This window comes from Campylobacterota bacterium, from assembly GCA_020633995.1.
GTDB lineage: Bacteria > Babelota > Babeliae > Babelales > RVW-14 > JACKCO01.
Genome location: JACKCO010000003.1, coordinates 626094 through 650905 on the forward strand (window position 1 = coordinate 626094; position 24812 = coordinate 650905).

A 24812-nucleotide genomic window follows, 5' to 3' on the forward strand; every position below is an offset into this window, starting at 1 on the left:
CTTTCTGTTGTGTGTTATTTTTTCTCGATATTTTTTAGCGCATCATGAAGTGCATGAAGGCACAGCAGGGCGCACTTGAGGCGAGTTGGTCCTAGATCAAGTCCAACCATAGTTTTGATTGTTGTCTGATTGAGATTTTTTGCGTGATCAACGCTGTTGCCAAGACATTCTTCTGTCAGCATAGATGCAGCTGCCTGACTGATAACACATCCCGAGCCTTGAAAGCCGATGTCTGAAATAGTGTGTCCGTCCAGTTTTCCCATAATGCTGACTTTATCGCCGCATGATGGATTGAATTGTGCACACATAAAGTCAGGTTGATCAACCACTTTATTGTTGCTGGGATACTTGAAATGTTCTATCAGTTCTTCTTGATACAGATTGTTCATGGCTTTTTTTATTTGAAAGTGACCTAATGCTTGTCAGTGTTTGCTCAAGTCCTATGAGCAATTTTTTAATATCTTCTGAGTTATTGTAGGCGCAAAGGCTTGCTCGTAGCAGTGACTGAACGCCCAGTAGGTTTGCCAGAGGCTGTGCGCAATGATGTCCGGCGCGTAGCGCAACGCCGTGCATGCCTAGAAATGTTGCTACGTCATGTGCGTGTGCGTCTTCAACCCAAAAACTGACCAAGTGGCCTGATGAGCGTAGTTTGTTCTTGTTGCCAGCTATATGAACGCCATCAAGTTTTTCAAGTCCGTCAATCAGTTGAGCACATAGTCCAGCTTCATGCTTTTTTAGTTCGTCAAAATCTATATTTTTTTCGATGTAGTCAATGGCAGCGCCAAGGCCAATAACGCTTGCAATAGGCGGGGTGCCCGCTTCAAATTTTTGTGGTGCTTGTGCCCAGGTGGCATCATTGAAGGTCGCAGAAAAAATCATCGAACCACCAACCTGGTAGGGCCGAACGTCATCATGCAGTGCTTGCTTGATGTAAAGAACACCAACCCCAGTTGGACCAAACATTTTATGCGGCGAAAAAACAACAAAATCTGCACCAAGCTTTTGTACGTCAAGTCTTGCATGCGCAGGTGTTTGTGCTGCATCAACCAGTACTCGTGCACCAACGGCGTGAGCTTTTTTAATGACAGCTTCAAGTTGGCCATCCTGCCAGATGTCACCGATAACATTTGAGCTCTGGGTTACTGTAATCAATCTGGTTTTACTTGTAATGACAGATTGTGCGTCATCACATTCAAACGTTTGTGTGTTGAGTGGGACAAACACGAGCTTAGCGCCAGTTTGCTTTGCCACTAGTTGCCATGGAAGCAGATTTGCATGGTGCTCTGTTTTGGTTAAAACGATCTCATCACCTGCTTTGAGATGATCCAGTGCCCAGCTGTGCGCTACAAAGTTGATACTTTCTGTCGTACCCTTGGTAAAGACAACTTCACATGAGCTGGCAGCATTGATAAATTTTGCTACTTTTTCACGTGTTTGTTCATACAGCATTGTGGCACGCTCGCCTAGGGGATAGATTGCACGATGTACGTTTGCATTAGCCTCTTTATAGTAGTTTGAGATAGCATCAATAACTACTTCAGGCTTTTGGCTTGTTGCGCCACTATCCAGGTAGCTGAGTGCAGGGTTATTTGCAAGTAATGGGAAATCGTTTTTTACTTTTTTAAAGTCCATACTGTAATTTATTTTTTGATATGGGATATAGATTTTTACCTAGTATAAACGATTATCACTGTTTTTGTAAGCGCTGCTTGGTGGTCCATTAAGAAATAACATCAACTGAAAATTTATTTTCATCATGGAGAGGCAGCCTGCATTATAGGGGTTAGCCAGTAGATGCAAAGAATCCTGCGATATTTTATCAGATATATCAACTTGTTCTTTTTTTTCAAAGTCAAAAAAGTGTACATCAAAGTATTCTTGATTGAATTTATTGCAGTGGTAGCTTGTTATAGCGATTAATGATTTTCCAGATGTTGAGAAAAAAAGATCAGTAAATCTGCATTTTTTCCAACTACTAAAGCTGGCTATGTGCTCGCCAGTCCTATCATAAACATAAATAATGTGTGGATCGTCTGGTGTTGTGTATGCGGCAAACTGGCCGTTGGGGGCAAAGGCAAAGCATGAGATGTTCTTTTTTGTAGGGCGGAGTTCACCGTTTTCAAGAGCAATCATGGAGACGTTAGTGCCATGTTGTACAGCAAGCAGTGAACTGTTTGGATTGAAGCCTATGAGTTTTATAGGCTTGGTAAAGCTTAAGCATTCATGTTCGTTTTTTTCTAAGTTGAAAATATAAATACAGTTTTCGGTTTCGCTGCGTGTTTGAACAATCAGAAAGTTGCCGCAGGGGCTGAAAAGCATTGTAACGAGTTCGCTGTTGGAAAAGGGGGCTGAGAAGTCATGTGTTTGTTCATCGTCTTTGTTGTAAATTGCTATCTTATTTTCATCGTTGTGTGAGTAATATTTTGCTAAACCATTGTGTAATGGATGAGGCGCAACATAATGTATTAACTGATCTTGTCCGAGCTTGTTGCAGCTTTTTTCTTTGCCAAAACTGTATTTAGATTTTACACGTTTTACATCTTGTATGATTGTTTTTCCACATCCTGTGTAGTAATATTCGATATGAGTATCGAATACTAAAAGAAATGAGTCTCCATTATAATTAAAAGCAAACTGTTTGAAGTTTTTGTTTTCAATCTGAAGCTCGTCACGAAGATATTCGCCTTTTGCATTCTTTCTGTAGATAGTGATGGTTCCATGGTCACAAATTGCCCTGTGATCGCCACGTGGGGTCTGAAAAAAACCATATTCAAAACAATAGGATTTTTCGCTTGCTTGTATGAAGTTTGGTGACAAGATAGATATGATGGAGAGAAAGACTGGTAAATATTTTTTCATTAGAACCTTGTTTTTTGTTTGGACACTTTATACCTTACGAAATTGTACCAACAATTATTTTTTAAGAGGAGTAAGTTCATGAAAAATGTTGGATATCTTTTTTTATTTGCAGGCTTTTTACTCACCAGTAGTTATGTTGAGGCAAAAAAGAGAATGAAAGGAGATGGAATGGTAGCGCAAAATCATTTAGGCATTCGTGAGGTTAAAGCAGAAGCGTTAAAAGACGAAATGGCCAATAATCCAAATTTGGTCGTTATTAATGTTTTGGCTAAGGAGTATTTTAATGATGCTCATATAACTGGTTCAATTAATAAATCACTTGATAATCTTGATGAATTACTCAACGAATACAGCGAAAATACCCCGCTGGTTGTTTACTGCGCGTCATATCAATGTAGTGCAAGTCGTGATGCCTATAAAAAGCTTGTTGAAATGGGCTTTACTAATGTGCGTGCTTATGAGGGCGGCATGAAAGAGTGGCTGGCGAAAGGCTTTTCCCATGAGGGGCCTGCTGCAAAGGATTATCTCAAAAAGTAGGGAAAAAAACTAGCGTCGATTAAAAAGCCCCCATTTTCGGGGGCTTTTTTTATTGGTGAGCTCTTGGTAGACTTGGCCACATACTTGTATTTTGAATTAGACGTAGAGGTATTATGGCAAAAAAGATATTTCTTTTTATTAGTTTTATTACGCTGTTTACAGTATCAACAGCTGCCAATGTTTTTGCAGCAGAGCCTTTGGAAAATGATAGTTTGGGGGCAATAGGGAATGCATTGCGGTTGTCAAATGTTACAGAGTTTGAAAAAATTATTCCTAGTTTGTTATCTGCTGGTGACGAATTATTAAAATGTGATACTAATTTTTTTATCAAAATGAGTCCTCGTAGAGATAGGCATGTTATTCAAATAGCCTTGTTATGGGCTCTAAATCTTCATGAACGGTTTCGTGAAGCTGCTGAGTTGTTTGTTTGTCTTGACTCGAAAACGTGCGCGTTACTTATTATTAAAAGTGAAGAGAGGCGTTATCAGGGATTTGCAAAAAAGCTTTTTGAGCAATTATCAGCAGGCAAGAAACGAGAGGTCCATGGTGAACTTTTTGAGCAGGAATATGGCGTCTTAGCTACAGGGTTAATTAATCAAAAAGATTAAAAAACTACGGAGAAAGGAGAACGTATGGCAACACGAGCGATCGTTACTGGAGTGTTTGGGCAAGATGGGTCGTACCTGGCTGAGTTTTTGCTTGGGCAAGGGTATGAAGTGTATGGCGTCTATCGCCGTTGCATTGCTCATGGTGAGGATGAAAATGTTGCACATCTAAAAAATCACCAAAATTTCAAACTTGTTGAAAGCGATATTCTCGAGTATAGCTCATTGACTGAATTGATCAGCGACACTAAGCCAGAGTTTTTTTTCAATCTTGCAGCACAAAGTCATGTAGGTTACTCTTTCAAAGTTCCTATAGAAACGTTTCGCGTAGATGCTGAGGCGGTTATTGCACAGCTTGATATCATTCGTCGTGTCTCGCCAAAAACACGATATTATCAAGCAAGTACCAGTGAAATGTTTGGGGGTATTGATTGTCCCAAACATGGGTATACAGAGCAGCACCCACTTAATCCTTGCTCGCCTTATGCAGTAGCAAAAGTTGCCGCTCATCATGCGGTTAAAAATTATCGTCAAGCATATGGTTTGTTTGCTTGTTCGGGAATTTTGTTTAATCACAGTAGCCCGCGACGAGGGTATGATTTTGCAACGCGCAAAATTACTCACGGAGTTGCACAAATTGTCGCAGGTAAGCAGCAATATCTACCTATGGGTAACATGGATGCATTTCGTGATGAGGGGCATGCAAAAGATTATGTAAAGGCACAATATTTGATGTTGATGCAAGACAAAGCTGATGACTATGTTGTAGCAACGGGCGATGGTGCAACTATCAGGCAAATGCTTGAGTATGTTTGTCAGCTTGCAGGCCTTGCCTACGATGATGTCTATCGCATGAACCCAGAGTTTATGCGGCCAAGTGATGTACCGTTTTTACTCGGTGATTCGTCAAAAATACGTAGCATTGGTTGGCAGCCTGAGTACGATTGGAAAAAGCTGCTCAAGGAGATGTTTGAGCATGACTGCAGTTTGCAAAGCTCTGCCAATGTAAATAGTCTGCAGATTAAAAGGACACAGGAATTTACAAGCAAGACTGCTAGGACTTAGTATTTGTTGAGAAGGTCTTGAATTTCTTCACAGACAGGTAAGTCATCTATGCTAATCGTAAAAATGTTGCTGTCCAGATCAAACCTTGTGAGTGCTGCTTCTTTGTTTGCGCCCATCGCAAGCAGACTTCTTACGACATCGGTGTTTTGAGATTCGCATGCGGTATAAAGTAGGGTTTTACTAAGGATTGTTGGCTGGTAGTTGATATTTTCCTTAAATGTTGGATGCCTGTTAATTAGTTTCAGTACAACTGTCCATGGTTGCCATTGACAGGCTGCATGTAAGACAGATGGAGCATCTGATTTTTTAAGCTCTATGGTAACGTCTGCGCCATGATGTAAAAGAAGGTCAATCATTTCTTCATCTGCGTATAAAACAGCGCAATATAATGGAGTTTTTCCCTTGTGATCTTGTACGTTTACTACGATTTGAGGAGATTGAGTATTCTCTAAAATGTGTTTTGCGTGTGTGTAATCGTTGTTAAAAATTGCATCGAAGAGTTTTTCGGCGCTTGAAACGTCACCAGAGACAGTTTTTATAAGTTGAATTTCTTTTTTTCTAGTTGTAGAAATTGTTTTCTCGGGGCTGTCACTCTCAAAATAAACACCCCCATATTTTTTTATTATAGTTCTGTAGTCTTTTGAAAGTTTAGTTTTGGGGTAGCTGTAATTTCTCCTAATTTGTTCGAGTGAAAAAAGCGAAGCAGCGCAAGCATTGATAATAAAAATAGTAAATATGTATTTTTTCATGGTCATAATATGTTCCTAATTTAGAATTTTGGACAACCAAAGTACTCTATGTTTCAACCGTTTACAAGTAGAATTTTGCAAGCAATGCCACTTGGGTAAGCCTTCATTTTTTAGTAAACTGTCAGAGTCAATGGATTGGGTTGGTGTAAAAAGTCTATTATAAAAGGGTTTTGTGTGCAGGATGGGATTGAATGGGTTGACCTAGTCGACCAAAATGATTGTGTGGTCAAACAAGTCTGTCGTAATCAAGCTATGCTTGATGGACTTAAGTATATTCGTGCCATTAACGTATTTATCATAAACCAGCAGGGAAAGTTGTGGATTCCTCGTCGGGCAAAAACAAAACGTTTTTACCCAGGGTGTCTAGATGTTGGGGTTGGTGGATGCGTGCAAGCAGGCGAGACTTACGACCAAGCTTGTAAGCGTGAGCTTCAGGAAGAAATTGGTGACAGTTGGAAAAACAAACATATTCGTTCGGTTGTCAAGCTAAGCCCAGTCAATAACCCGGTTTCATCATTCATGCACGTCTATGAAATGCTTGTTCCAACCGGTTTTGAAATTTCTTACCCTTCTGAGGAATTTACGGAGCATTTTTGGCTAACGCCTTATGAGGTTATTGATCGTGTTGCTCGTGGTGACGGGGCAAAAAGTGACTTGCTGCATCTCATAAAAATAGTGTATAAAATTTGATCTAACAGCGGGAACGGTCATGCAGCATAGTTTTTTCAAAGATCAAAAACATAAAATCACAAAAGTTCTCATTGCCAATCGTGGCGAGATAGCGCTTCGTATCCAGCATACATGTGCGATGTTGGGTGTTAAAACAGTTGCGGTGTATGAGCAAAGCGATCAGTACTGTAAATTTGTGACTAGTGCAAATCAAGCTTACCAACTTTCAGGGCAGGGTGCGTTGGCCTACATGGCCCATGAAGAAATTATCGAAATTGCATTACGTGCTGGTGCTGATGGGCTCCACCCAGGCTATGGCTTTCTGTCGGAAAATGCCATTTTTGCTCAAAAAGTTGTTGATGCCGGGCTTGTGTGGATTGGGCCACGACCAGAAGTTATTGAGTTGATGGGAGACAAGGCACGCGCACGCAAATTTGCGCTGCAGCTTAATATTCCACTTGTGCCGGGCAAGGCGGTCTCCGTAACAGATGCTGACGCCAATCAGCAAGCGCGTTTAGTTGCCCAGGAAATCGGTTTTCCATTATTGCTCAAGGATCCGTTAGGAGGTGGCGGCAAGGGAATGCGTTGTGTTATGCAGATGCAAGATTTTGATAAGGCCTGGCAAGCGCTGTGTGGGCAGGTACAGCGTACGACAAAGGCTCAATCGATTGTTATTGAGCGCTATGTTCCGGTAGCACGGCACGTTGAAGTGCAAGTTGCAGGAGACGGGGCTGAGGTGCAGCATTTTTATGAGCGTGAATGTTCAATTCAACGTCGGCACCAAAAAATTATTGAAGAAGCTCCATGTCGGTTTGTAGCGCAAAGTGTTTTGGAAAGAATGTACAAGGCCGCATGTCGACTGGCTGTTGCTGTTGGTTACGATAGTATTGGAACAGTCGAGTTCATGGTATGTCCTGATGGTCAGTTTTATTTTCTTGAAATGAATACACGTCTGCAGGTTGAGCATTCGGTTACAGAAATGACCACGGGAGTTGACCTGGTTGCCTTGCAGCTTGAGCTTGCAGCGTTTAAAAAATTACCTGTGTGGGCAACCACTGTGGTGCGACAAGGACATGCAATTGAATGTCGTGTGTATGCAGAAGATGCGGCTCAAAAATTTATGCCATCAACAGGCATGGTCAATGTCGTCAGTATGCCAGGTGGACCAGATGTGCGCATAGACGCTGATGTATTTGCAGGTTTTGAAGTATCGCAGTTTTTTGATCCGATGATTGCAAAGCTTACTGTGAGCGGGACTAGTCGAGAGCATGCTCAGAGCAAGATGGCACATGTATTGCAGCAATGTATCTTGCTTGGTGTTAAAACAAATTGTGTATTCTTGCGTAATGTTCTTGGCTCACATGAATTTGTTCGCGGTGACTTTCATACTCGTTGGCTAGAAGACCCTGATGTACTACAGCGTTTAAATACTACCGATCACAATGAACTGGAAGAAATACTTGCTGCTTGTGTTGTTTTACTCGTTCAATCAAAAGAAAAAAAGCAAGTGAGTGGTGGTGGCGACCAGCGAGTATGTGCATATGGGTGGAGGAGACAAACATGGGGTTGAAAAAGTTTTTTGTTAACGGTAAATCAGCTCCAGTTAGCGTTGTGCAAGTTAATGACATGGTAGCTGTCGAGCATAACGACAAGAAATATCAGGTTGAGCTCATTGCTTATGATGTCGTTACTGGCAGAGCTGTTGTACGAGCCAACGGTCAGCAGTATGTTATTTTTATTCCCTGTGAAAACGTTAACAGAAAAGAATCGATTGATGTGAGTGTTAATGGAAACATGCACGTTGTTGAGCAGGTTAACGTGAGGTCAAAAAAAATGACGATGCATGGGGCTCAGAAAACGGTAATTAACGATGTTGAACTTGTCAGCCCTGTTACGGGAAAAGTTATTCGTATTCTTACCCAAGCAGGGAAATATGTTAGTAAGAGCCAGCCATTGGTTGTTATAGAATCAATGAAAATGGAAAATGAAATCTGTGCACAAGTGGATGGATTTGTCAAAACTATTTTGATCAGTGAGGGGAATGTAGTACGATCAGGTCAGCGTTTAGTTGAGTTTGATTGTAAGAGAGAGGGTGATGGAGATGCAAAGTATGAAGGGATCAAAGAAACATCTCAAAGTAGGTGATGTTGCACGACAGCTTGGAGTCAAAAAATTTCTTATCAGAGAGTGGGAAAAAGAGTTTGGGGTACTTTCAGGACGGTGTAGACCGCGTACCGACATGACAGCTCAGGATAAGTTGGAAGTTTTTGCACGTATCAAAGAGCTTATCTGTAAATATGGTAAAAGTATTGCCGATGTAAAAAAGGAAGTGTTGCAGACTTCTACAAGTAGTGTAACGCCAGCTACACAAACAACAACTGATTTAGAGTTAACCCATCACGTTCAAGAGCCGGTAGAGGCTGCTCATGTTGAACAAGAAACGGCTCAATCAACTGAGGAATCAGTGGAAACTGCTTCCACTCAGCAATCAATGGACCAAGACCTTGTTGCGTCTGTTGAGCCAACGCGACAAGCTGAACAATCCAGCGAATGTCTAGCCAAAGACGAATCAGAGCAAGCAGCGCCTTTTCGTGCTGGGCCAATTCTTGAACATGATCAAGAAAGCAATGAGCAAGAGAACGACGATGATGTGGTAGAACGTCATTATCAGGAAGATGATGCGGAGGATGTTGAGACCGGCTATTGTGTTGTTAACGCAGCCATTGTGGACAGAACTTCAGATGTTGAGCAGGCTGAATCAGAGTCGTTGAATCGAGCAAGAGATACTGCACTCAATTTTGATAATCATACGCGCAGTCAGCTACGTGATCTTAAACAACACCTTATTAAGCTCAAGCAGCTTTTGCAGTAGATTAGGGCTGAATAATCATTGCTGCATTGAAAATAGGCATATAGACCGCAACCATAACAAACGCAATAATCAGTCCAACTAAAACGAGTAGAAGTGGCTGAATTGTGGTTGTGAGTGTATGTACTTTTTGTTCAAGCTCTTGAGTTACCAAATCGTGAGCGCTCCTGACAGCATTTTGTAGTTGTCCCGACTGTTCACCAGCCCAAAATAGAGCGATCAATTTTTTTGAAAAGAACAATGAGCCATTATGTTCAAGTGCTAGAGAAAGGCTGGATCCTTGCTCTAGTTCATGTACGATAGAGGCAAGAACAGTTTTGATGTAGACATTGTTTGTTACGTTGCTTGCAAGTTTGAGTCCCGGGCAGAGCGGAATGCCAGCAGTAAGGCTGAGTAGAAGTGCGTGTAAAAAGCGAGAAAGGTTTGCCGCAACCAGAATTGATTTAACGCCGGGCAGTTTTATGGTGATCCAGTCTTTGTAGAGAGCAAGAGGTTTAAGATGGCCGATAAGACTGAAAAGGGCTGGACTTAGAAGCAGGGCAAATGCCACTAGGCTACCGTAAGTCGTTCGTAAAAATGTACTTAAAGAAAAAATAACACGGGTACTAAATGGCAGTGAATTACGCATTGATAAGAGTAAGTGTTCAAACTGTGGGATAATGAAGATAAACAGTGCAAGTAGTAAGAGCATACAAAAAACAAGGGTGAGCATAGGGAGGAACAGGGCCTTTTTGAGTGCCTGTTCCCGCGCAAGTTTTTGGTCTAAGTACGTACTCAGAAGTGTTAGTATTTCGGGGAGTTTGCCCGTTTGTTCTCCAACATCGATCATACGGGTGATGAACGGATTAAAGACCTTGGGAAATTGTTGCATGCTTTGCGCAAGTTTTTCACCTTCTTTTATGTTTACAATAATGATTTGAGTAATATCTTTGAGTTTTGGGTGATTGGCATGACTTGTGTATAAAACCAGCGCATTGAGGAGTGGTAGGCCGTTGCCAATGAGCTGGGCAAGATGATTGCACCACAAAAATAGATCATACGTTGTAATGGGCCGATAAATAAGCGGTTTAGTTAACAGGGAGTATCTTTGTGAACCTGTCTGCTTACAGGAGAGAAGGGCAATATGACGAGAAAGGAGATCTGCTTGTAGTTCTTGCTCTGAGAGCGCCTGTGCTGTTCCTTTAACTGTTTTGCCGGCGGTGGTCATGCCTTTCCATCGGTATGTTTGCATTATTCTATCCGCATTTGTTGCTCAAGGCCCAGTTTTGCCAGTGCTTGCTCATACGAAAGATCCGTGTTAATAGACAGAACTTTCTTGCGTGACGTGAGTCCATGGGTTATTGATACATCGCTTTGACTGATCTTAAGTTGTTTGGCTAGAAACTTTATCAGCTCTTTGTTTGCTTTGCCATCAGTAGGGGCGCTTTTGACAAAACATTTGATTATGCCCGACTTGTCGCTTATTATCGCTTGTTTGCCTGATTGTGGTACGACTTTAATTTCTAATGAAATGCTCATAAATGTGCTCATTTTTTATAAAAAATATGCAGAAAAAACAAGACAACTCGATTATTATGTTTTATAATATCTTGCAAGTAATCAGAAAAGCCAGTTTTAATTGGCTTTTTAAATAAAATATTGTGCCCATAGCTCAATTGGATAGAGCATCAGACTACGGATCTGAAGGTTAGAGGTTCGACTCCTCTTGGGCACATATTATTTTTCAAATAGGATCTTTTGCATGATTTTTGTTTTGTCGTGGAGAGATGGCTGAGTGGTCGAAAGCGCTCGCCTGCTAAGCGGGTATCTGGGGTGACCCGGATCGAGGGTTCGAATCCCTCTCTCTCCACCACTTGTTTAGTTGCAAGCAAAGCAAAATCCTGTCTTCAAAGCTTACCGGAGAGGTGGCTGAGTGGTTGAAAGCAACGGTCTTGAAAACCGTCAGTCCGGGTGACCGGGCTCGTGGGTTCGAATCCCACCCTCTCCATTTTTTAAAAATTATTTTACGAATTTGGTTTGCGTGCCAGATTGATGGGGATGGGCTCTTTGGGGTACTTACCAGCTAAGATGTTCGGTAAGTATTCGGTTATTCCTATGGGATAGATGATATATTTACACTTGGCCATTTGCTCTAATGAAAGCCACGCAATTTTTTTAATGACCATTTTTTCAGCATCAGTTAAATTTTCAAGATTAACATTTTGTTTTGTTGTGTGTGCTACGATGAATTGCTGTTTAAGTAGTGTGTGAGTACCTGAAAGTACAAGCTCAAATTCACCAATCCAGACAATAGGGCCAAGTGTAATCTCAGTTGCGGGAATTCCCGTTTCTTCATAAATTTCACGTAAAGCCGCATCCTCAAGGGTTTCGTCAGCTTCTAGGCTGCCACCTATCATTTGCCAAAAAGGGCCATGGTAGGTTCCGTCAGAAGCAGTAGTTTTTGGATCGTCTGTGTAAAGCATGAGGAGCTCGTTTTTGTTATTGAGTAGAAGCACCTTGATACTTTTTCTTGTAGCTAACATGTGATTTCCCCTTTTACATTGCTTACTTTTTATGATAGGTTCAAAAGATAGTTTTTATTCTACAATAAATAGGCCCCATTACAACAACGAAAGTAAGTGGTGCGCATGAAAGTTTCAGTATACATCAGCTAAATTAGGGGTAGTATAAGCTTTTATACTGCTTCATCTTTTTTCTTATATTTTTTTACATAGTTTCGTTTTAACTATGCAGCTTTGTGTTGCATATAAAATAAGAAGGTACATGACATGCCGTATTTTCGCTGTACAGCGATATATTGGATATCCATTGCTATGGGTATGAATGTAACTATTTGTTTAGCTCATAATGAAAGAATAAATACAATGAGTAATTCGAACGTAAGACAAGACGTTGAAAAAAAATCATTTCCACAAGAGCTCCAAAGGCCGTTTTCGTACCATGAACATGACATAAGATACGAAAATAAAAAAGCAGGGATAACGCTTGCGGGAACATTAACGCTACCTCAAGGTGACGGTCCCTTTCCTGTAGTCATATTGGTTGCTGGGTATGGACCGCAAAACAGAAATGCAGAGATGATGGGGCATAAGCCGTTTCTTGTGCTAGCTGACCATCTGACAAAACGGGGAGTTGCTGTTTTGCGTTTTGATAAACGCGGGGCAGGTATGTCAATGGGGCAGTACCAAGGTGCAACGAGTCGTGATTTTGCAGATGATGTGTGCGCAAGTATTGATTACCTTAAAACACGACCTGAAGTGGACGCAAGCAAAATAGGGCTTGCTGGTCATAGCGAAGGGGGCATGATAGCGTCCATGGTTACCGCAGAGCGTAGTGATCTGGCATTTTTGATATTACTTGCAGGTGTTTGTAAGACTGATATTGACTATATGCTTGAGCAAGCTGCGTACAGGCTGCACCTTGACGGGGCGACAGATGAGCTTATTGCCCATGACAAAGAGGTTCGTAGGCAAATGTTGACTGTTGTTTTAGAAGAGTCTAATGCAGACCTTGCTGAGGAAAAGCTCAATGCAATATTTGAAAGATATTGGAAGAATCTATCTCAGCAGCAGCAAAAAGAATCTGAAAAGATTATGTTTGTGATTAGTGAGAAAAACGCTAAGGCCATGATCAAGGTATTCAATGGGGCTTGGTATCGCTATTTCCTGACATGTAAGCCTGCTGAAATGTTTGAAAGCATTTCGGTACCAGTGTTGGCCATTAATGGGAGTCGTGATGCTATCATATCATCGCACCTCGTGTTGCCCACGCTCAGGGAAAGCTTTGCTAAAGGTGGAAATAGTGATTGTACTATTTCCGAGCTGCCAAATCTTAATCATATGTTTCAGACATGTCAGATAGGTTCAATGGCAGAGTATGCAACGCTTAAGGAGACCATGGCTCCGTTAGCGCTCGATACTATTGCTGATTGGATTACAGATCGTTTTTGTTAGGACCATAAAGTACTTTGATACGGAGGGAGGGAAACCTCTCTCCATTGTTTTGATAGCGCTTGAAGTTAGGAGCTTAGGACATGAAAAAAGAAATCGATTTTATCAATGTAAAGTCTGAAGCAAGGATAACTGAACAAGTACATGAATCTCTTGGTACAATCAAGCAGATTTTAGGGCAAGATTTACTAGGAGTATATCTATACGGATCATCCATAGTAGGTGGTCTTGAAAAGTATAGTGACATTGATTTATTTATTGTCTGCAATAGAGCTACAACTCATGAAGAAAAAGTTATGCTTGTGCAATCTTTGCTTAAGATTTCTGGTATATACATGAAGGGTAAGAAGCTACCTATTGAGATGACGATAGTTGAAAAAGCTGAAGTTAATCCCTGGCGTTATCCCCCTCGATTTGATTTTCAATATGGCGAGTGGTTACGAGAGGAATTTGAGGCCGGTAATATGGAGCCATGGCCAGATAAAAAAATGCCAGATCTTGCGTTGCTCATTACGCAAGTATTGTTAGCCAGCAATACATTAGCTGGGGTTGAGCCAGACCAAGTACTATGCAAAGTGCCGTATAAAGATTTTATGGCCGCCATAGCCGATGCATTACCCAACTTAATGGTGGAGCTTGATGGTGATATTCGTAATGTGTTGCTAACGTTTGCTCGAATCTGGAGTACCGTGGTAACTGACCAAATTCGTTGCAAACCAGCAGCTGCAGATTGGGCCCTTGAGCGGCTGCCTCAAAAATATCGTCCGGTCATTGAACGGGCAAGATTGATTTGCAAAGGAGAGGAAAAAGAACGTTGGGATGACGTACTTCCGCTCGTGAAACCCTGTGCTGAGTTTATGTTAGGTCAAGCAAAGAATAGGGTTGCTGAAATTATGTTGTCTGACAATTTTAATAGGATTATTGAGATTGCCTTATGATTGTAGGCTTTTTAGTGCCTTTGTGACAGTGGCTTGAGTATTTGTTTTTGCAAAGTGGGTGACAGGACGTTGTCAATAATGGTACTTTTCATTATGCGATCAGTATGATTTTAAGTTTAAAAGAGGACAGACCATGAGTGAGCAGATTATTTTACGTGCTCGAGCGTTGATTGTCGACAATGGACATGTGCTTTTGACTCGTGCACACAAGCAGCCAAGTTATACGTATTTACTTGGGGGTAAGGTTGAGTACGGCGAGCCAATCATGACCGCGCTTGCGCGTGAGCTGGGTGAAGAGATGGGGATTCATGCTCATATCGGTAAGTTTATAGGGTGCATGGAGCATAGCTGGAATGTTGATAGTCAGTTGGTGCATGAAATCAACTTTATTTTCCATGTAATAGGTGATAATCTTACGAGTCAACAGACCCCTCAGTCGCAGGAAGAGCACATAAGCTTTGAATGGGTCGCTTTTGATCAATTAAAGGAAGCAAATATTTTGCCAAAGACGTTGGCGACGTATGTGCCTGTATGGGCAGAGCATAAAGATTACGACTATTTTATGAGCAAAATGAAGGCATGAAGATAGCTATTTTTGGTTGTCCAGGTAGTGGCAAGAGTACTTTTGCAACAAAGATTTCAAAAAAGTTGAGTATTCCGGTTTACCATTTGGATAAGTATTTTTTTAAGCATGATTGGCAAGAAGTGGGGTTAGAGAATTTTGTGAAGCGGCAGAAGGAGATTCTAGCCTTAGACAGGTGGATTGTTGAGGGGTGTAGCATGCGTTCGCTAGAGTTGCGCTTTCAGGCTGCAGATCTATTAATCTGCCTAGACATTACCCGTCGAGTTTGTTTGTGGCGCGTAGTTAAGCGTTGGTGGGCGGGACGTACAACAGATTGTAAGCCAGAAAACTGTCCAGAGAAGCTTCGCCTTAGGTTTTTGAAGTATGTTTGGAATTACCGAAAGCGTTATCGCCCAGATTCTAGTTACATCCAAAATTTGGCACAAAAGTATCCAAACAAAAAGCTTCTTGTTTTTACGTCAAATAAGTTAGCCGAGCAGTGGCTTGAGGATGTGACTATTTAAATAATTTACGTCCACAAGAACTCGAAGTTATCGTGCATATTTTTGAAAAAGTCATCGGTTGAGAGATCAAACTCTTTTTTAGTTTTGTTGTATGAGCCGGCAACAAGCAGTGTTGTTATCCCTGCAAGAAAAATAGGCAAAGCAAGAGATATTGATGCTTTTTTTCGATCATAATAAAAAAGCGGACTAATGTGCTTTTGAAGTAGACGAAGTTTTGTCATTATTTCTTCTTTTTGCTGATTGAGTGTCAGAAGCGTTTCATCCTTAATATGTTTGTCAAGAGAGGCATTACTGAGTGTGTAAATATCTTCAAGAATGCGATCAAGTTCTGCTTGTAGTTGAGTAATACGTTTTTTACGTTCCTCACTATCTTCCGGGCTATACTCAACAGGTTCATGGAGTTGCGGCAGTGGTATACTGGATTGTTCTAGTCGTGGTCTGTATGGTTTCCAGCGGATATAGGGAAGGTATAAATTATCATAAAAAGCAATCTTGTAAGGAGAATGTGTAAAAATAAAAAAGTATATGCTCCATGCAAGAAATGCATACAGAGCGTGCGTGTAGGGCAAAAGGTGCTTTTGATTTAGTTGAATAAGTAGTTTTTTAGTGTATGGAGGCAGCTTCTGAAGTGGTTGTATATTTTTTTGGCCATCGTAGTTGTTGGTCATGGGGATATGCTTTTTAAGTCGATCGACCAATGCTATGTATTGTTCTTTGCTAAACTGTTGGTACAGGTGAGATGTTTTTTTTGTGTTGTATTCTTCTCTTACTATATCATCGTCTTGAGCTAATTTGTAAAGCTCCAAAAGCTTGTTTTGCTTGCTAGGCTTGTTGTTCAATCCAGAAGTGGGTGACTGACTTGCCTGCATGCCAACAGTTAACTTGAGTAATACAATGAGTGTGATAGCTACGTAACCCTTGAGTTTCACACGACCCTTTTAATATTCTGTTATACAATTTGTTATAATATTTATCTGTTTAAATGTGACTGTGATTATACTTAAAATGTGCTTCAAAGACAAGTGATGCAAAGTTCTTGCTGATTAGTAAAGCCTTTTTAAATTCTTGTATTCTTTGTGTAATTATTGATATCTTAACGGTGTCTTTTGCAGGGCTGATACAATGATTGATTTAAAGAAGAAGGGGATGTCTCATGAAGCAAAATGTCTTGTATCTTATGTTTATTACCTTGTCGGTAAGTTTTTTTGTGGGATCTCCTTTTGGAGAAGCCGATCGAGGTAATGTTGTTTCAGATCCACCATTTGTTAGCCTTGAGCCTGGAGAGCAAAGTTTTCAAGCTGTTATTTATGATGAGGAAACAGCAACTATTATTAAGGATTTGAGCTTTTCTGGTCAGACGAGTATTGATGGGGTTAAGCATGAAGATAATGATTCAAATACTAAGCTTGAATTATCCAAAATTTTAGAAATTCATGTTGAGGATTCCCATTTTCCTAGTGAACGATATCGCGATGGCGATTGGGCGAAAGTAACTGTCAGAACAACGACAGATAAGGAAATTGCGAACTTGCTGATACCTAGAAGAGTGAGTATTTGTGGGATTGATGCAAAAACAAATCTCAATAAATCATGGTTTTTAAGTAATATAGATAGGATTGAAAAGATCACAACCGAACCATTTAAACTTCCTGAAGAACCTGCAAAAGTAATTAAAGAAGCAGTTGTTGATAAGGTAGAGGATAGTTCCAGCAGTAATCAAAATGCTGTTGAAATCGTTATAAAAAAAGAGGAACGCCCCATGCCCTTGAAGAGGGGTATCACACTTGCAGAGCGCGAGCGATTTCATGGTGATGAACATAAGGGGGTTATGGAATCGTTTACAGATATTCTTAGGGCTATTGTTGCTTTTATAAAAGCAGTTTTTGCATTTTTTAGACGCCTTCTGTGGTAAGGAATGCTCTTGAAAATGATGACGGCTAAGCAAAAGTTTTTGTTTGTGATCAAGAAAATTGCTGGAATTTTTCTTATTATTGCAGGAATTTTTGGTTTGTTTTTGCCATTTTTACAAGGTATAGCAATGATAGCGTCTGGTATTTTTTTGCTTGATGGGCGTATATTTAGCGCATTGGCAAAGAAGATCAAGGGGCTAAAGCCGTAGTGTCATGCTACTGCTTCAGGTGTTTAAGTATTTGAGCATAAATAGAGTCTGATTCGATCTTTAGACCAAAATATGGTCCTAAAAATTTAGCCAACATAAAAAAGATAAAAATAGTTGCAATGAGCGAAAGGCTAAGTAAAAAAAAGGCCTGAACAAAAAAAGTTATCATTACATTCATGCTGTTAAGTCTCCTCGTCCTTTAATAAAAACGTAGATGCTTGACGGTGTGTCATTATGCTCCTGCCTGAGAGATATGACACATTGTTTTGTAGGTTTTTGACAAGCGAAAAGGCCTTCCTGTGTACTTGAAAAATCAGAGATGTCCCAACCTGCAAGTTCCATTTCGCGCAAGTAAAATGTTTTGAGTTGTTTTAATTTCTGCTTACCAGAGTACTGTAAAAAAGTAGTAGAAATATCTATCTCGGCGACAGAGTCTTCCTCCAGTTTCGTGGTAGGAAAGCACGACGATGAGTATGAAGATGAGGTGGCATGCAGTTCAAAACCTGTCGGAACAGGTATGTCAAAATGCTTTGCTTGAATTATTTGAGCGTCGAATAAAGGAGCCTGCAAGGCGGCTTGTGTCACTTCCCGATACGATAAGTTACAGGGCGTTTTTTTTTCTTTACTGCATGATGAAAGCAAAAAACAAGATATAGTCAAAAAAAATTTCGCCAAGCGACAAACGACTTGCGTACTCCTTTTTCCCCGCATAAAGCACCATATGCTTTAAGGCTATTCTGCTGCAGCTTGAGTAGTAGGGTTTTTTTGATTTTGCTCGCTTGAAGCTGCTTTATCTTTAAAGATAATTTTTTCTTCGACTTTAGCTGCTTTGCCTAAGCGATCACGTAGGTAGTAAAGTTTTGCTCTACGCACAACACCTTGTTTAACAAGCGTAATATCTTTGATGTTTTTTGAGTAGTATGGGAAAATTTTTTCAACACCAATGTTGTTAGCACCCAGTTTGCGAACGGTAAACGTTGAGGAAATGCCCTTTTTATGCATGCTAATAACGTTGCCTGTGAACAGCTGTATACGTTCTTTGCCACCTTCTTTGACGATTTGATCGACTTGGATGGTGTCACCAACTTTGAACTCAGGAAAATTACGGTCGTAAACACCGTGATCAAGGATTGTTTCTTTTGTTAATTTTTTTGCTTTCATGATTGACCTTGCTTTAGTTTGTACACAAAAAATACTGCAATGTTTTCAAAAAAACTTGAGTTATTCAGTATATATTGCTTTTTCTTGCTTAGCAATACTTAACATATTTCACGACTTTGTATTCCTATTAGTATTTTTTACATAGAAAGTTTTTTATTAAGTCCAAGCCAGCGGTCAAGTACAATAGCGATAGCAGCCCTAACCGACAGGTGTCGATAATTACTCATGCCAGCAACAGGGGTGAGTAAGAAATCACTTTGTTCAAGTACTTCGTCTGCAAGGCCAAGCCCAGTGCCAAATAAAATGAGTACAGGCCTGTTATGCTGCCAAACAGTTCCCTGGCTGTGATAGTCAATCACTTGTCCGTGGCCATGGTATTTTGCGGATGTACTTATAATGAGCGGGGACTGACCTTCTTTTTGTCTGATGGTTTCAATGACATGGTCAAGGTTTGGAGAGGGAATAAGTTTTGCTACTGCGTCGTAACGACTCTTGTTATATTTTTTACCCTCTTCCGAATGCCAAAACTGCAAAAATGTTTGGAGTATTTTTTGTTGATCCTTTAAGCATGAAACGACAAAGTAATTTTCGATGCCATATGTTGCACATGAGCGAGCACCGTCATGGATGTCTAATGATGCAATTGATGTGTGCCCACTTTCATTGTCTTTGAGTCTAATTTGACTATGAAGCAGCGCAACATAGTGGTTTGGAATTTGTTGTTTGCAAAGATCAGTTTGTGCGTCGGTTAAAGACTGAGTTCTCAACCAATCAAAACGGGTTAAGAGTGTTTTTTTACAGGCTTGCTCTTGGCGCCATTGATTGATTTTTTCATGATTGCCAGAACGTACGATGTCTGGGATTCGCTTTCCCTTCCACTCTACCGGCAGCCCATAATGAGGGTGGTCAAGGAATGGTCCCTTGAAAGATTCTTGTTCGACTGACTGCTCATTGCCTACAACGCCAGGAATGAGACGTAAAAGACCTTCAAGTAGCACTTGAGCTGGTAGGTCGCCTCCCATGAGTACGTAGTCTCCAATTGAGATGCTGGCATCAGCGTATTCTTGTTCAACCCGAGCATCGATGCCTTCATATCGAGCACACACCAAAATGAGGTGACCGTCAGGATTTTGAGCCATTGTTTCTAACGTCTTGCTCGTGTCTTGAGGTGTAATTTTTTCCGCAAATTTTTGTAGCATGTGTTGGTCAAGTCGTTGCCCCTGAGGAGAAAAGAAGATCTTAAATCCCGGACCATGCTCATCTTGTGCGTGATCGATAGCTAGTTGCAATAATTCAGGTTTAATGATCATGCCTGGGCCTGGGCCGCAGGTTGGCTCGTCAATTCGTTCTTTTACAGGACAAAATTGCGACAGTTTGAGCAAGTTAAATTTGACAATGCCTGCATCAACAGCTCGAGCCACAAGGCTTGTGTTGATGAAAGATTCGTGTAGTTCTGGGAAGACAGAGATAATTGTAATTTTCATTGTATGCATTTTGAGTAAAAAAAGAGGCTGACAACGTCAGCCTCTTTAAAAAATGTTCTATTTATGTATTAGCTACTTATTCAAGAATTTCAAGTACAGCACGCTTCTGCTCTTTTGATGCTGCTGCATGAACAAGCGTTCTGATAGAACGAGCGGTTCTACCTTCTTTGCCGATAACTTTTCCTAAGTCTTCTGGGGAAACGTGCAGCTCAATTATAATTGACTGTTCTCCGCTTACTTCTGTTACAGATACTTGCTCTGGCCTATCAACAAGCTTTTTTACAATAAACTCAACAAGTTCCTTAAGTACGCTCATTATTTTCTCCTAATGGAATAGTCATGTAACGACGCTGAAAAAAGAGATGAGTTTGTTTTAGGTGCTAAAAAGGTCTACGTTTAGCTTGCGGCAGTTGTCTTGCCAGCTGCTTTATGTGATTTAAGCAACTTTGCTACAGTCTGTGAGCATTGTGCTCCGTTTGACACCCATTTTTGAATACCTTCAGTATTCAACTGAACGATTTCATGTTTAATTGGGTCGTAGGTGCCCAGGTTATCAAGAAACGCACCATCACGTTTTTTACGTGAGTCCATGGCAACGATTCGCCAATAAGGACGATTTTTTCTGCCTAAGCGACTGAGCCGAATTGTAACAGCCATTCTTTGTTATCCTTTCCGTAGTCTCTCTTCTGTATTTCGTTTATCGAAAGTGTATTTCCCAAAAACAGAATTTATTATATACGCTCGATTTGCTATACCAACATACTGCATATGGTTAGTGCGGCAACAGTGAAGAATTTTCCAAATTTGCCACTTCTCTTAAACATTCTAACAAATTGTTTACTTTGTTCAAATCTTTCCAGCAATTGGTTGATATCTTGAACTTGAACTCCAGCCCCCTGGGCGACCCTTTTTTTGCGTGAAGCGTCGAATATAGCGGGTGCAAGGCGTTCTTTGGGGGTCATTGAGCAGATAATGGCCTTAAATTTTTTTATTTCTGTTTGTCCTTTTTCCATGGCGTCTTGTGGGAGTGAATGAAAGCCTGGTAGGTAGCGTGTTATCTTTTGCAGCGAGCCAAGTTTGTCAATCATCTGAATTTGATCAAGAAACTCGTTGAGTGAAAAATTACCGCTAAAAAGTTTTTTTGATAAATTTTCTTGCTTTTGTTCGTCAATATCTTCAGATGCCTTTTCAATCAGGGTCATGATATCACCCATACCCAAAATGCGTGTTGTCATACGCTCTGGAATGAAATGTTCAAGGTCATCTATTTTTTCACCGCTCCCAACAAAAGCTATCGGCTTTTTGAGTGCATAGCGAAATGCAAAGGCGGCGCCACCGCGAGTGTCACTGTCCATTTTACTTAAAATAACTGAGTCAAAGCCGATTTCATCATTAAAGCTTTTTGCAATGTTAAGTGATTCTTGGCCCGTCATTGCATCAAGGACCAAAATTTTGTAACGAGGTGTTAGTTTTGCATTAATTTGTTTGAGTTCTTCCATCAACTGCTGATCAATATGCAAGCGTCCAGCGGTATCTAGAAAGAGATGTTCATATTGATTTTTTTTGAAATGATCATAAATTTCGCGGGCAGCACTGACGGGGTCAGTTGACTGAGCTCGATAAAAATCAGTATCAACCTGCTTTGCCAAAATTTCCAACTGATCAATGGCTGCGGGGCGATAAAAGTCAACAGAGGCAAGTAAAACCGCGCGTTGTTTGCCTCGTTGCTTTGCTTGTTTTTTTATCCAATGAGTGAGTTTGGCAATAGTAGTTGTTTTACCAGAGCCTTGCAACCCCATGACCATAAGTACAGATGGGATTTGAAACGATGTAGGAGAAAGGGCCTTGGCCCCGCCAAGAAAATCAAGCAGTTTTTGATGAACAATTTTGATCATTTGTTGACCAGGGTTGAGTGACTTGGTGACTTTTTGTCCAACAATTTCACCTTTTACTTGATTCAAAAATTCTTTAACGATATCAAAAGGAACGTCAGCCTCAAGCAATGCCTCTTCTATTTGTTTAGTTGCCTGTGCGATGTTTTCTTCGCTAAGGCGCCCCTTGTCTTTGAGCCAACTTAAAACACCTGAGAATTTTTGAGAAAGAAAATCAAACATGTAAGCCCCTAGTCTGCGTAGCCTATAAAACCTTTAAAAACAATAGCTTTAAAGTAAGAAAACTAGCACAAAATAGGGGCTTTAACAACCTATTTACAGATTGTGATTAGCGTCGTGATGGACGTGGTGGGCGTGGTGGCCTTACGTTGTTTTGGCTATCTTTTCGTTTATCAAGTGCAATATTTTCCCACGCATTAACGGAAATAAGTGAGTCAAGATCGTCATACGAGCTTTCAGTAACGAGCAGTTTTCCGCTTGAGTTTGCATACGTGACATAGTAGTTTTGTTCGTTTGCGTAGGCAATATTTTTGGTTACCAGCGATGTTGATTGACGAGCAAAGTCTTTGATGCCAAAGCTGTTATTTGCTGGTGAGTCACCGTCGTTGAGTGCTGTGGTGTTGCCAACCAATGCTGCGCATTCAGCACCAGACAGGCATATGCCAAACGCTTCACCAGCACCACCGTTGTGGCAGCGTGAAACACAATCTTTTATCAATGACTTTTTGTCGGTTACTTCATCTTTATTATCGCAAAGTAAAAATCCTGCAGCTTGAGAGTCAGTCTCTCTTCGCTCCGCAGACTCTCCTGTGCATGCCATGCAAACGGCTTCGCAATGTAAGAACTGTGTGCATTTGCTAGCCTCTGATTCAAAGCCAACAGCTTGCTTAGGATCGTCAAGGCGATCTGTCGCATGTGCACGGAGGTTGTATGCTTTACAGTCTTCAAATCGGTTTGCTAGACAGTTTCTTGACGTGAAACCAAATGTTGATCGATATGATGAAAGCAGTGCGCAGTCGCAATTGTTGATCAAGTTTGAGTTTGAGCCCTCTTCACAAAGAAATCCGATTGATCTGCCAGTTGGATTAACAATTGTTTCTTCGCTATCGTGTTGTGAATGCATGTCTCCGGTGTAGCAGTTCTCAATGAGATTTGCACTTGAGCCATTTAGGCATGAAACACCGACTACGTCACCATTGCTTGTGGTGCAATTGTTTACCGCGCAGTCTTTAATCAAGCAGCTGTTGCAATATGAGAGTGAAATTCCCCAGACATCATTACCTTTGTAGCGTTTTTGCTCAAAGTCAGGATAGTTTGCTCCTCCTGCAAGATCACTCAACACAATGCCAGTTACACCTTTATTTTCAAGACCGGAAACGTTGCAGTTTTTAATGCTGATGCCATCAACACAGTCAAGGCGTATGCCAAAAATTCCTTTGTTGAAGTGGCCTGCAAGGTCTTCACCAAACACAGGTGTTACGTGTGTTTTGAAAAGTGCTTCACTAGGAGTTGCTGATAAAATATTTGCAGCAAAGCCCGCTGGCAGGCCATCAGGATCTGCTGCGTTTACTGCATATACCTGAGCTTTTAAAATAGCGTTTGGAGCAAACGTTCCGCTTGGATAGGCATCTTCCCAGCGAAGTGTGCCAAAGACGCCGTTAGGGCCCATGGTCAAGCGAGCAACTTTACCTTCGCGGACGGTATAACCAGCCATGCCAACGGTTTCGCGGAGCGCTGCTTGAATGTTACAGACTGATACATTTTCAATCTCTACACAGTGACCGTGCGTAAAGCCGTGAAGCTGCTCAAGTTCTAGGCATGCTTTTTCAGTTCCACGCGGTCCGACGTCCAGAAAGTTGTTAATGAATATACCGTACATGTTGCCATCAGGGAATGGTATTGGACTTGCTGTGCCATTGGCAACAGGATCTGCGATTAATTTATCAATCGCTTCGCGGTGTGGTGTTGCGTTGGCGTCGCCGCCATCTTCAAGCGCAACGAGTGCTCTGCGCAAATCATGCAGTGTTGCAGGATCACCCTTGATTTTGATTTCGTGCTGAGAGCCCGAGACCATACAGTTTTTAATTTGGCCACTGATCAAATTATTGAACGCAATACCACCAACTTCCCAGTCACGCACAACCAAATCATGTACCTGGATGTTATCGTTAAAGTTTCCGTGGATGCCATGGTGCGATGAACGACCAAGTGTTCCATTACGGACAACAACGTTGTTAGCACTTATGAATTCTGTTTCTCCGGCAAAAGCGGTGAATTCAAGGTCTTTTGGTGGGGTAGGAAACGCAGCATTTGCAAGTTCAATGATGGAAAATAGTTTAAAGTTATGTGCGTTAACAAAGTCAGTTGTAGTTTCAATGGTTTTTTGGTTGAGGTCTAAGGTAACGTTGTCAGTCTCGATTGAGATGACAGCAAACCAGCCACGTGTTGGTTTGTCTGCTCTGCCAGCTTCAGCACCTGGTGATGGCTCAAAAGCAATATCTTCTTTCAGATAGTAGTAGCCTGGCGTTTTGATTCGGTACGTACCGCTGTCAAAATCTGCTTGCGTGATTGCTACAGCATCGCTCAGATCAATAGATCCTGGTGCTTGCGGTGTTGGATTTTTTTGCGAGATGGTTTTCGTTTGTGCGCCAGTGTTACGTTTTGGCTGAGCGGTGTTACCGCTATCAAAGCCAAATGGGCATCCAGCATTAAGATTTGTGCTCATGAGTAGAGCAAAAAGTGCAAAATAATGTGAATGAATTTTGTGATTCATTTGTTCTCCTTTGTTTTGAGTAGTAAATATTATCGCTGATTACGATGTCAGTTGTC

29 protein-coding genes and 3 tRNA genes are annotated in these 24812 nt (G+C 41.1%); 16 read left to right on the forward strand and 16 right to left on the reverse strand.

All coding sequences use genetic code 11. The annotated features are described in order from the left end of the window. Nucleotides 1-14: 14 nt before the first annotated feature. Genes H6679_02585 through H6679_02595 form a run of 3 tightly spaced genes read right to left on the reverse strand, consistent with a single transcriptional unit; the run spans nt 15 to nt 2859 of the window. Nucleotides 15-389: an iron-sulfur cluster assembly scaffold protein gene (locus H6679_02585; GenBank protein ID MCB9493138.1), complete on the reverse strand. Its 375-nt coding sequence runs from the start codon at nt 387-389 to the stop codon at nt 15-17. Next, a complete protein-coding gene (gene sufS, locus H6679_02590) occupies nt 331-1632 on the reverse strand; it encodes a SufS family cysteine desulfurase (protein ID MCB9493139.1) in 1302 nt (433 codons plus the stop codon). Before sufS ends, H6679_02585 begins: the two co-directional genes overlap by 59 nt. A 39-nt stretch (nt 1633-1671) precedes the next feature. Beyond that, a complete protein-coding gene (locus tag H6679_02595) occupies nt 1672-2859 on the reverse strand; it encodes a WD40 repeat domain-containing protein (protein ID MCB9493140.1) in 1188 nt (395 codons plus the stop codon). Between the two features lie 78 nt (nt 2860-2937). Here H6679_02595 and H6679_02600 point away from each other — a divergent pair, with 78 nt between their 5' ends. The 3 genes from H6679_02600 to H6679_02610 all read left to right on the forward strand — a co-directional run bounded on the left by H6679_02600 (nt 2938) and on the right by H6679_02610 (nt 5066). Next, nucleotides 2938-3396: a rhodanese-like domain-containing protein gene (locus H6679_02600; protein MCB9493141.1), complete on the forward strand. Its 459-nt coding sequence runs from the start codon at nt 2938-2940 to the stop codon at nt 3394-3396. Nucleotides 3397-3509: 113 nt separating this feature from the next. Further along, complete coding sequence (locus H6679_02605) at nt 3510-4004, forward strand: hypothetical protein (protein MCB9493142.1); 495 nt, start codon at nt 3510-3512, stop codon at nt 4002-4004. A gap of 24 nt (nt 4005-4028) precedes the next feature. After that, entirely contained in the window at nt 4029-5066 is a 1038-nt protein-coding gene (locus H6679_02610; GenBank protein MCB9493143.1) for a GDP-mannose 4,6-dehydratase, read from the forward strand. On the opposite strand, the gene H6679_02615 is transcribed toward H6679_02610, so the two are convergent. Then, on the reverse strand, nt 5063-5815 hold the full coding sequence (locus H6679_02615; GenBank protein ID MCB9493144.1) for an ankyrin repeat domain-containing protein: 753 nt from the start codon (nt 5813-5815) through the stop codon (nt 5063-5065). The two genes, H6679_02610 and H6679_02615, sit on opposite strands and share 4 nt — an antisense overlap. Before the next feature lie 174 nt (nt 5816-5989). Here H6679_02615 and H6679_02620 point away from each other — a divergent pair, with 174 nt between their 5' ends. From H6679_02620 to H6679_02635, 4 genes are read left to right on the forward strand one after another with little or no spacing between them, the layout of a single operon-like run. Continuing rightward, nucleotides 5990-6505, forward strand: coding sequence for an NUDIX domain-containing protein (locus H6679_02620; GenBank protein ID MCB9493145.1), 516 nt, complete (start codon nt 5990-5992; stop codon nt 6503-6505). 19 nt (nt 6506-6524) lie between these two features. Beyond that, entirely contained in the window at nt 6525-8054 is a 1530-nt protein-coding gene (locus tag H6679_02625; GenBank protein ID MCB9493146.1) for an ATP-grasp domain-containing protein, read from the forward strand. Next, the gene (locus H6679_02630; GenBank protein ID MCB9493147.1) at nt 8045-8629 is read left to right on the forward strand and encodes a hypothetical protein; all 585 of its coding nucleotides are present in this window, start codon (nt 8045-8047) and stop codon (nt 8627-8629) included. The genes H6679_02625 and H6679_02630 overlap by 10 nt, the downstream gene beginning before the upstream one ends. After that, on the forward strand, nt 8595-9356 hold the full coding sequence (locus tag H6679_02635) for a MerR family transcriptional regulator (GenBank protein ID MCB9493148.1): 762 nt from the start codon (nt 8595-8597) through the stop codon (nt 9354-9356). The genes H6679_02630 and H6679_02635 overlap by 35 nt, the downstream gene beginning before the upstream one ends. A 1-nt stretch (nt 9357) precedes the next feature. On the opposite strand, the gene H6679_02640 is transcribed toward H6679_02635, so the two are convergent. Then, nucleotides 9358-10584 carry a type II secretion system F family protein gene (locus H6679_02640; GenBank protein ID MCB9493149.1) on the reverse strand — a complete coding sequence of 409 codons (1227 nt, stop codon included), beginning with the start codon at nt 10582-10584 and terminating at the stop codon, nt 9358-9360. Beyond that, nucleotides 10584-10871, reverse strand: coding sequence for a DUF167 domain-containing protein (locus H6679_02645; GenBank protein ID MCB9493150.1), 288 nt, complete (start codon nt 10869-10871; stop codon nt 10584-10586). Before H6679_02645 ends, H6679_02640 begins: the two co-directional genes overlap by 1 nt. Before the next feature lie 122 nt (nt 10872-10993). Between H6679_02645 and H6679_02650 the strand changes: the two genes are divergently transcribed. The 3 genes from H6679_02650 (at nt 10994) to H6679_02660 (ending at nt 11340) form a co-directional block, all read left to right on the forward strand. Continuing rightward, nucleotides 10994-11067: transfer RNA gene (locus tag H6679_02650), tRNA-Arg, on the forward strand. Nucleotides 11068-11113: 46 nt separating this feature from the next. Further along, nucleotides 11114-11205 (forward strand) — tRNA-Ser (locus tag H6679_02655). 46 nt (nt 11206-11251) lie between these two features. Next, nucleotides 11252-11340: transfer RNA gene (locus H6679_02660), tRNA-Ser, on the forward strand. Between the two features lie 16 nt (nt 11341-11356). Here the strand turns inward: H6679_02660 and H6679_02665 are convergent. Beyond that, nucleotides 11357-11875, reverse strand: a complete 519-nt coding sequence (locus H6679_02665; protein MCB9493151.1) for an NUDIX domain-containing protein — start codon at nt 11873-11875, stop codon at nt 11357-11359. A gap of 342 nt (nt 11876-12217) precedes the next feature. Between H6679_02665 and H6679_02670 the strand changes: the two genes are divergently transcribed. The 4 genes from H6679_02670 to H6679_02685 all read left to right on the forward strand — a co-directional run bounded on the left by H6679_02670 (nt 12218) and on the right by H6679_02685 (nt 15327). Continuing rightward, a complete protein-coding gene (locus H6679_02670) occupies nt 12218-13306 on the forward strand; it encodes an alpha/beta hydrolase (GenBank protein ID MCB9493152.1) in 1089 nt (362 codons plus the stop codon). Between the two features lie 80 nt (nt 13307-13386). After that, entirely contained in the window at nt 13387-14241 is an 855-nt protein-coding gene (locus tag H6679_02675; GenBank protein ID MCB9493153.1) for a DUF4111 domain-containing protein, read from the forward strand. 133 nt (nt 14242-14374) lie between these two features. After that, nucleotides 14375-14824 (forward strand): NUDIX domain-containing protein, encoded by a 450-nt coding sequence (locus H6679_02680; protein ID MCB9493154.1) that lies wholly within the window; start codon nt 14375-14377, stop codon nt 14822-14824. Next, nucleotides 14821-15327 (forward strand): AAA family ATPase, encoded by a 507-nt coding sequence (locus H6679_02685; GenBank protein MCB9493155.1) that lies wholly within the window; start codon nt 14821-14823, stop codon nt 15325-15327. The genes H6679_02680 and H6679_02685 overlap by 4 nt, the downstream gene beginning before the upstream one ends. Nucleotides 15328-15332: 5 nt before the next feature. On the opposite strand, the gene H6679_02690 is transcribed toward H6679_02685, so the two are convergent. After that, a complete protein-coding gene (locus H6679_02690) occupies nt 15333-16256 on the reverse strand; it encodes a hypothetical protein (GenBank protein ID MCB9493156.1) in 924 nt (307 codons plus the stop codon). 224 nt (nt 16257-16480) lie between these two features. On the opposite strand from H6679_02690, the gene H6679_02695 reads away from it, so the two are divergent. Both H6679_02695 and H6679_02700 read left to right on the forward strand, forming a co-directional pair. Next, nucleotides 16481-17239 (forward strand): hypothetical protein, encoded by a 759-nt coding sequence (locus H6679_02695; protein MCB9493157.1) that lies wholly within the window; start codon nt 16481-16483, stop codon nt 17237-17239. A gap of 9 nt (nt 17240-17248) precedes the next feature. Further along, a complete protein-coding gene (locus H6679_02700) occupies nt 17249-17446 on the forward strand; it encodes a hypothetical protein (GenBank protein MCB9493158.1) in 198 nt (65 codons plus the stop codon). Nucleotides 17447-17453: 7 nt separating this feature from the next. On the opposite strand, the gene H6679_02705 is transcribed toward H6679_02700, so the two are convergent. The 8 genes from H6679_02705 to H6679_02740 form a co-directional block, all read right to left on the reverse strand. Continuing rightward, a complete protein-coding gene (locus tag H6679_02705) occupies nt 17454-17624 on the reverse strand; it encodes a hypothetical protein (GenBank protein ID MCB9493159.1) in 171 nt (56 codons plus the stop codon). After that, nucleotides 17621-18106 (reverse strand): hypothetical protein, encoded by a 486-nt coding sequence (locus H6679_02710; GenBank protein MCB9493160.1) that lies wholly within the window; start codon nt 18104-18106, stop codon nt 17621-17623. The genes H6679_02705 and H6679_02710 overlap by 4 nt, the downstream gene beginning before the upstream one ends. A 72-nt stretch (nt 18107-18178) precedes the next feature. After that, nucleotides 18179-18607, reverse strand: coding sequence for a 50S ribosomal protein L19 (rplS, locus tag H6679_02715; protein ID MCB9493161.1), 429 nt, complete (start codon nt 18605-18607; stop codon nt 18179-18181). A gap of 137 nt (nt 18608-18744) precedes the next feature. Next, nucleotides 18745-20091, reverse strand: coding sequence for a tRNA (guanosine(37)-N1)-methyltransferase TrmD (gene trmD, locus H6679_02720; protein MCB9493162.1), 1347 nt, complete (start codon nt 20089-20091; stop codon nt 18745-18747). A gap of 76 nt (nt 20092-20167) precedes the next feature. Next, complete coding sequence (locus H6679_02725) at nt 20168-20407, reverse strand: KH domain-containing protein (GenBank protein MCB9493163.1); 240 nt, start codon at nt 20405-20407, stop codon at nt 20168-20170. A gap of 80 nt (nt 20408-20487) precedes the next feature. After that, on the reverse strand, nt 20488-20748 hold the full coding sequence (gene rpsP / locus H6679_02730; protein ID MCB9493164.1) for a 30S ribosomal protein S16: 261 nt from the start codon (nt 20746-20748) through the stop codon (nt 20488-20490). A 92-nt stretch (nt 20749-20840) separates the two neighbouring features. Next, nucleotides 20841-22205, reverse strand: coding sequence for a signal recognition particle protein (ffh, locus tag H6679_02735; GenBank protein MCB9493165.1), 1365 nt, complete (start codon nt 22203-22205; stop codon nt 20841-20843). A 106-nt stretch (nt 22206-22311) separates the two neighbouring features. Further along, nucleotides 22312-24756 (reverse strand): right-handed parallel beta-helix repeat-containing protein, encoded by a 2445-nt coding sequence (locus tag H6679_02740; GenBank protein MCB9493166.1) that lies wholly within the window; start codon nt 24754-24756, stop codon nt 22312-22314. Nucleotides 24757-24812: the final 56 nt, after the last annotated feature.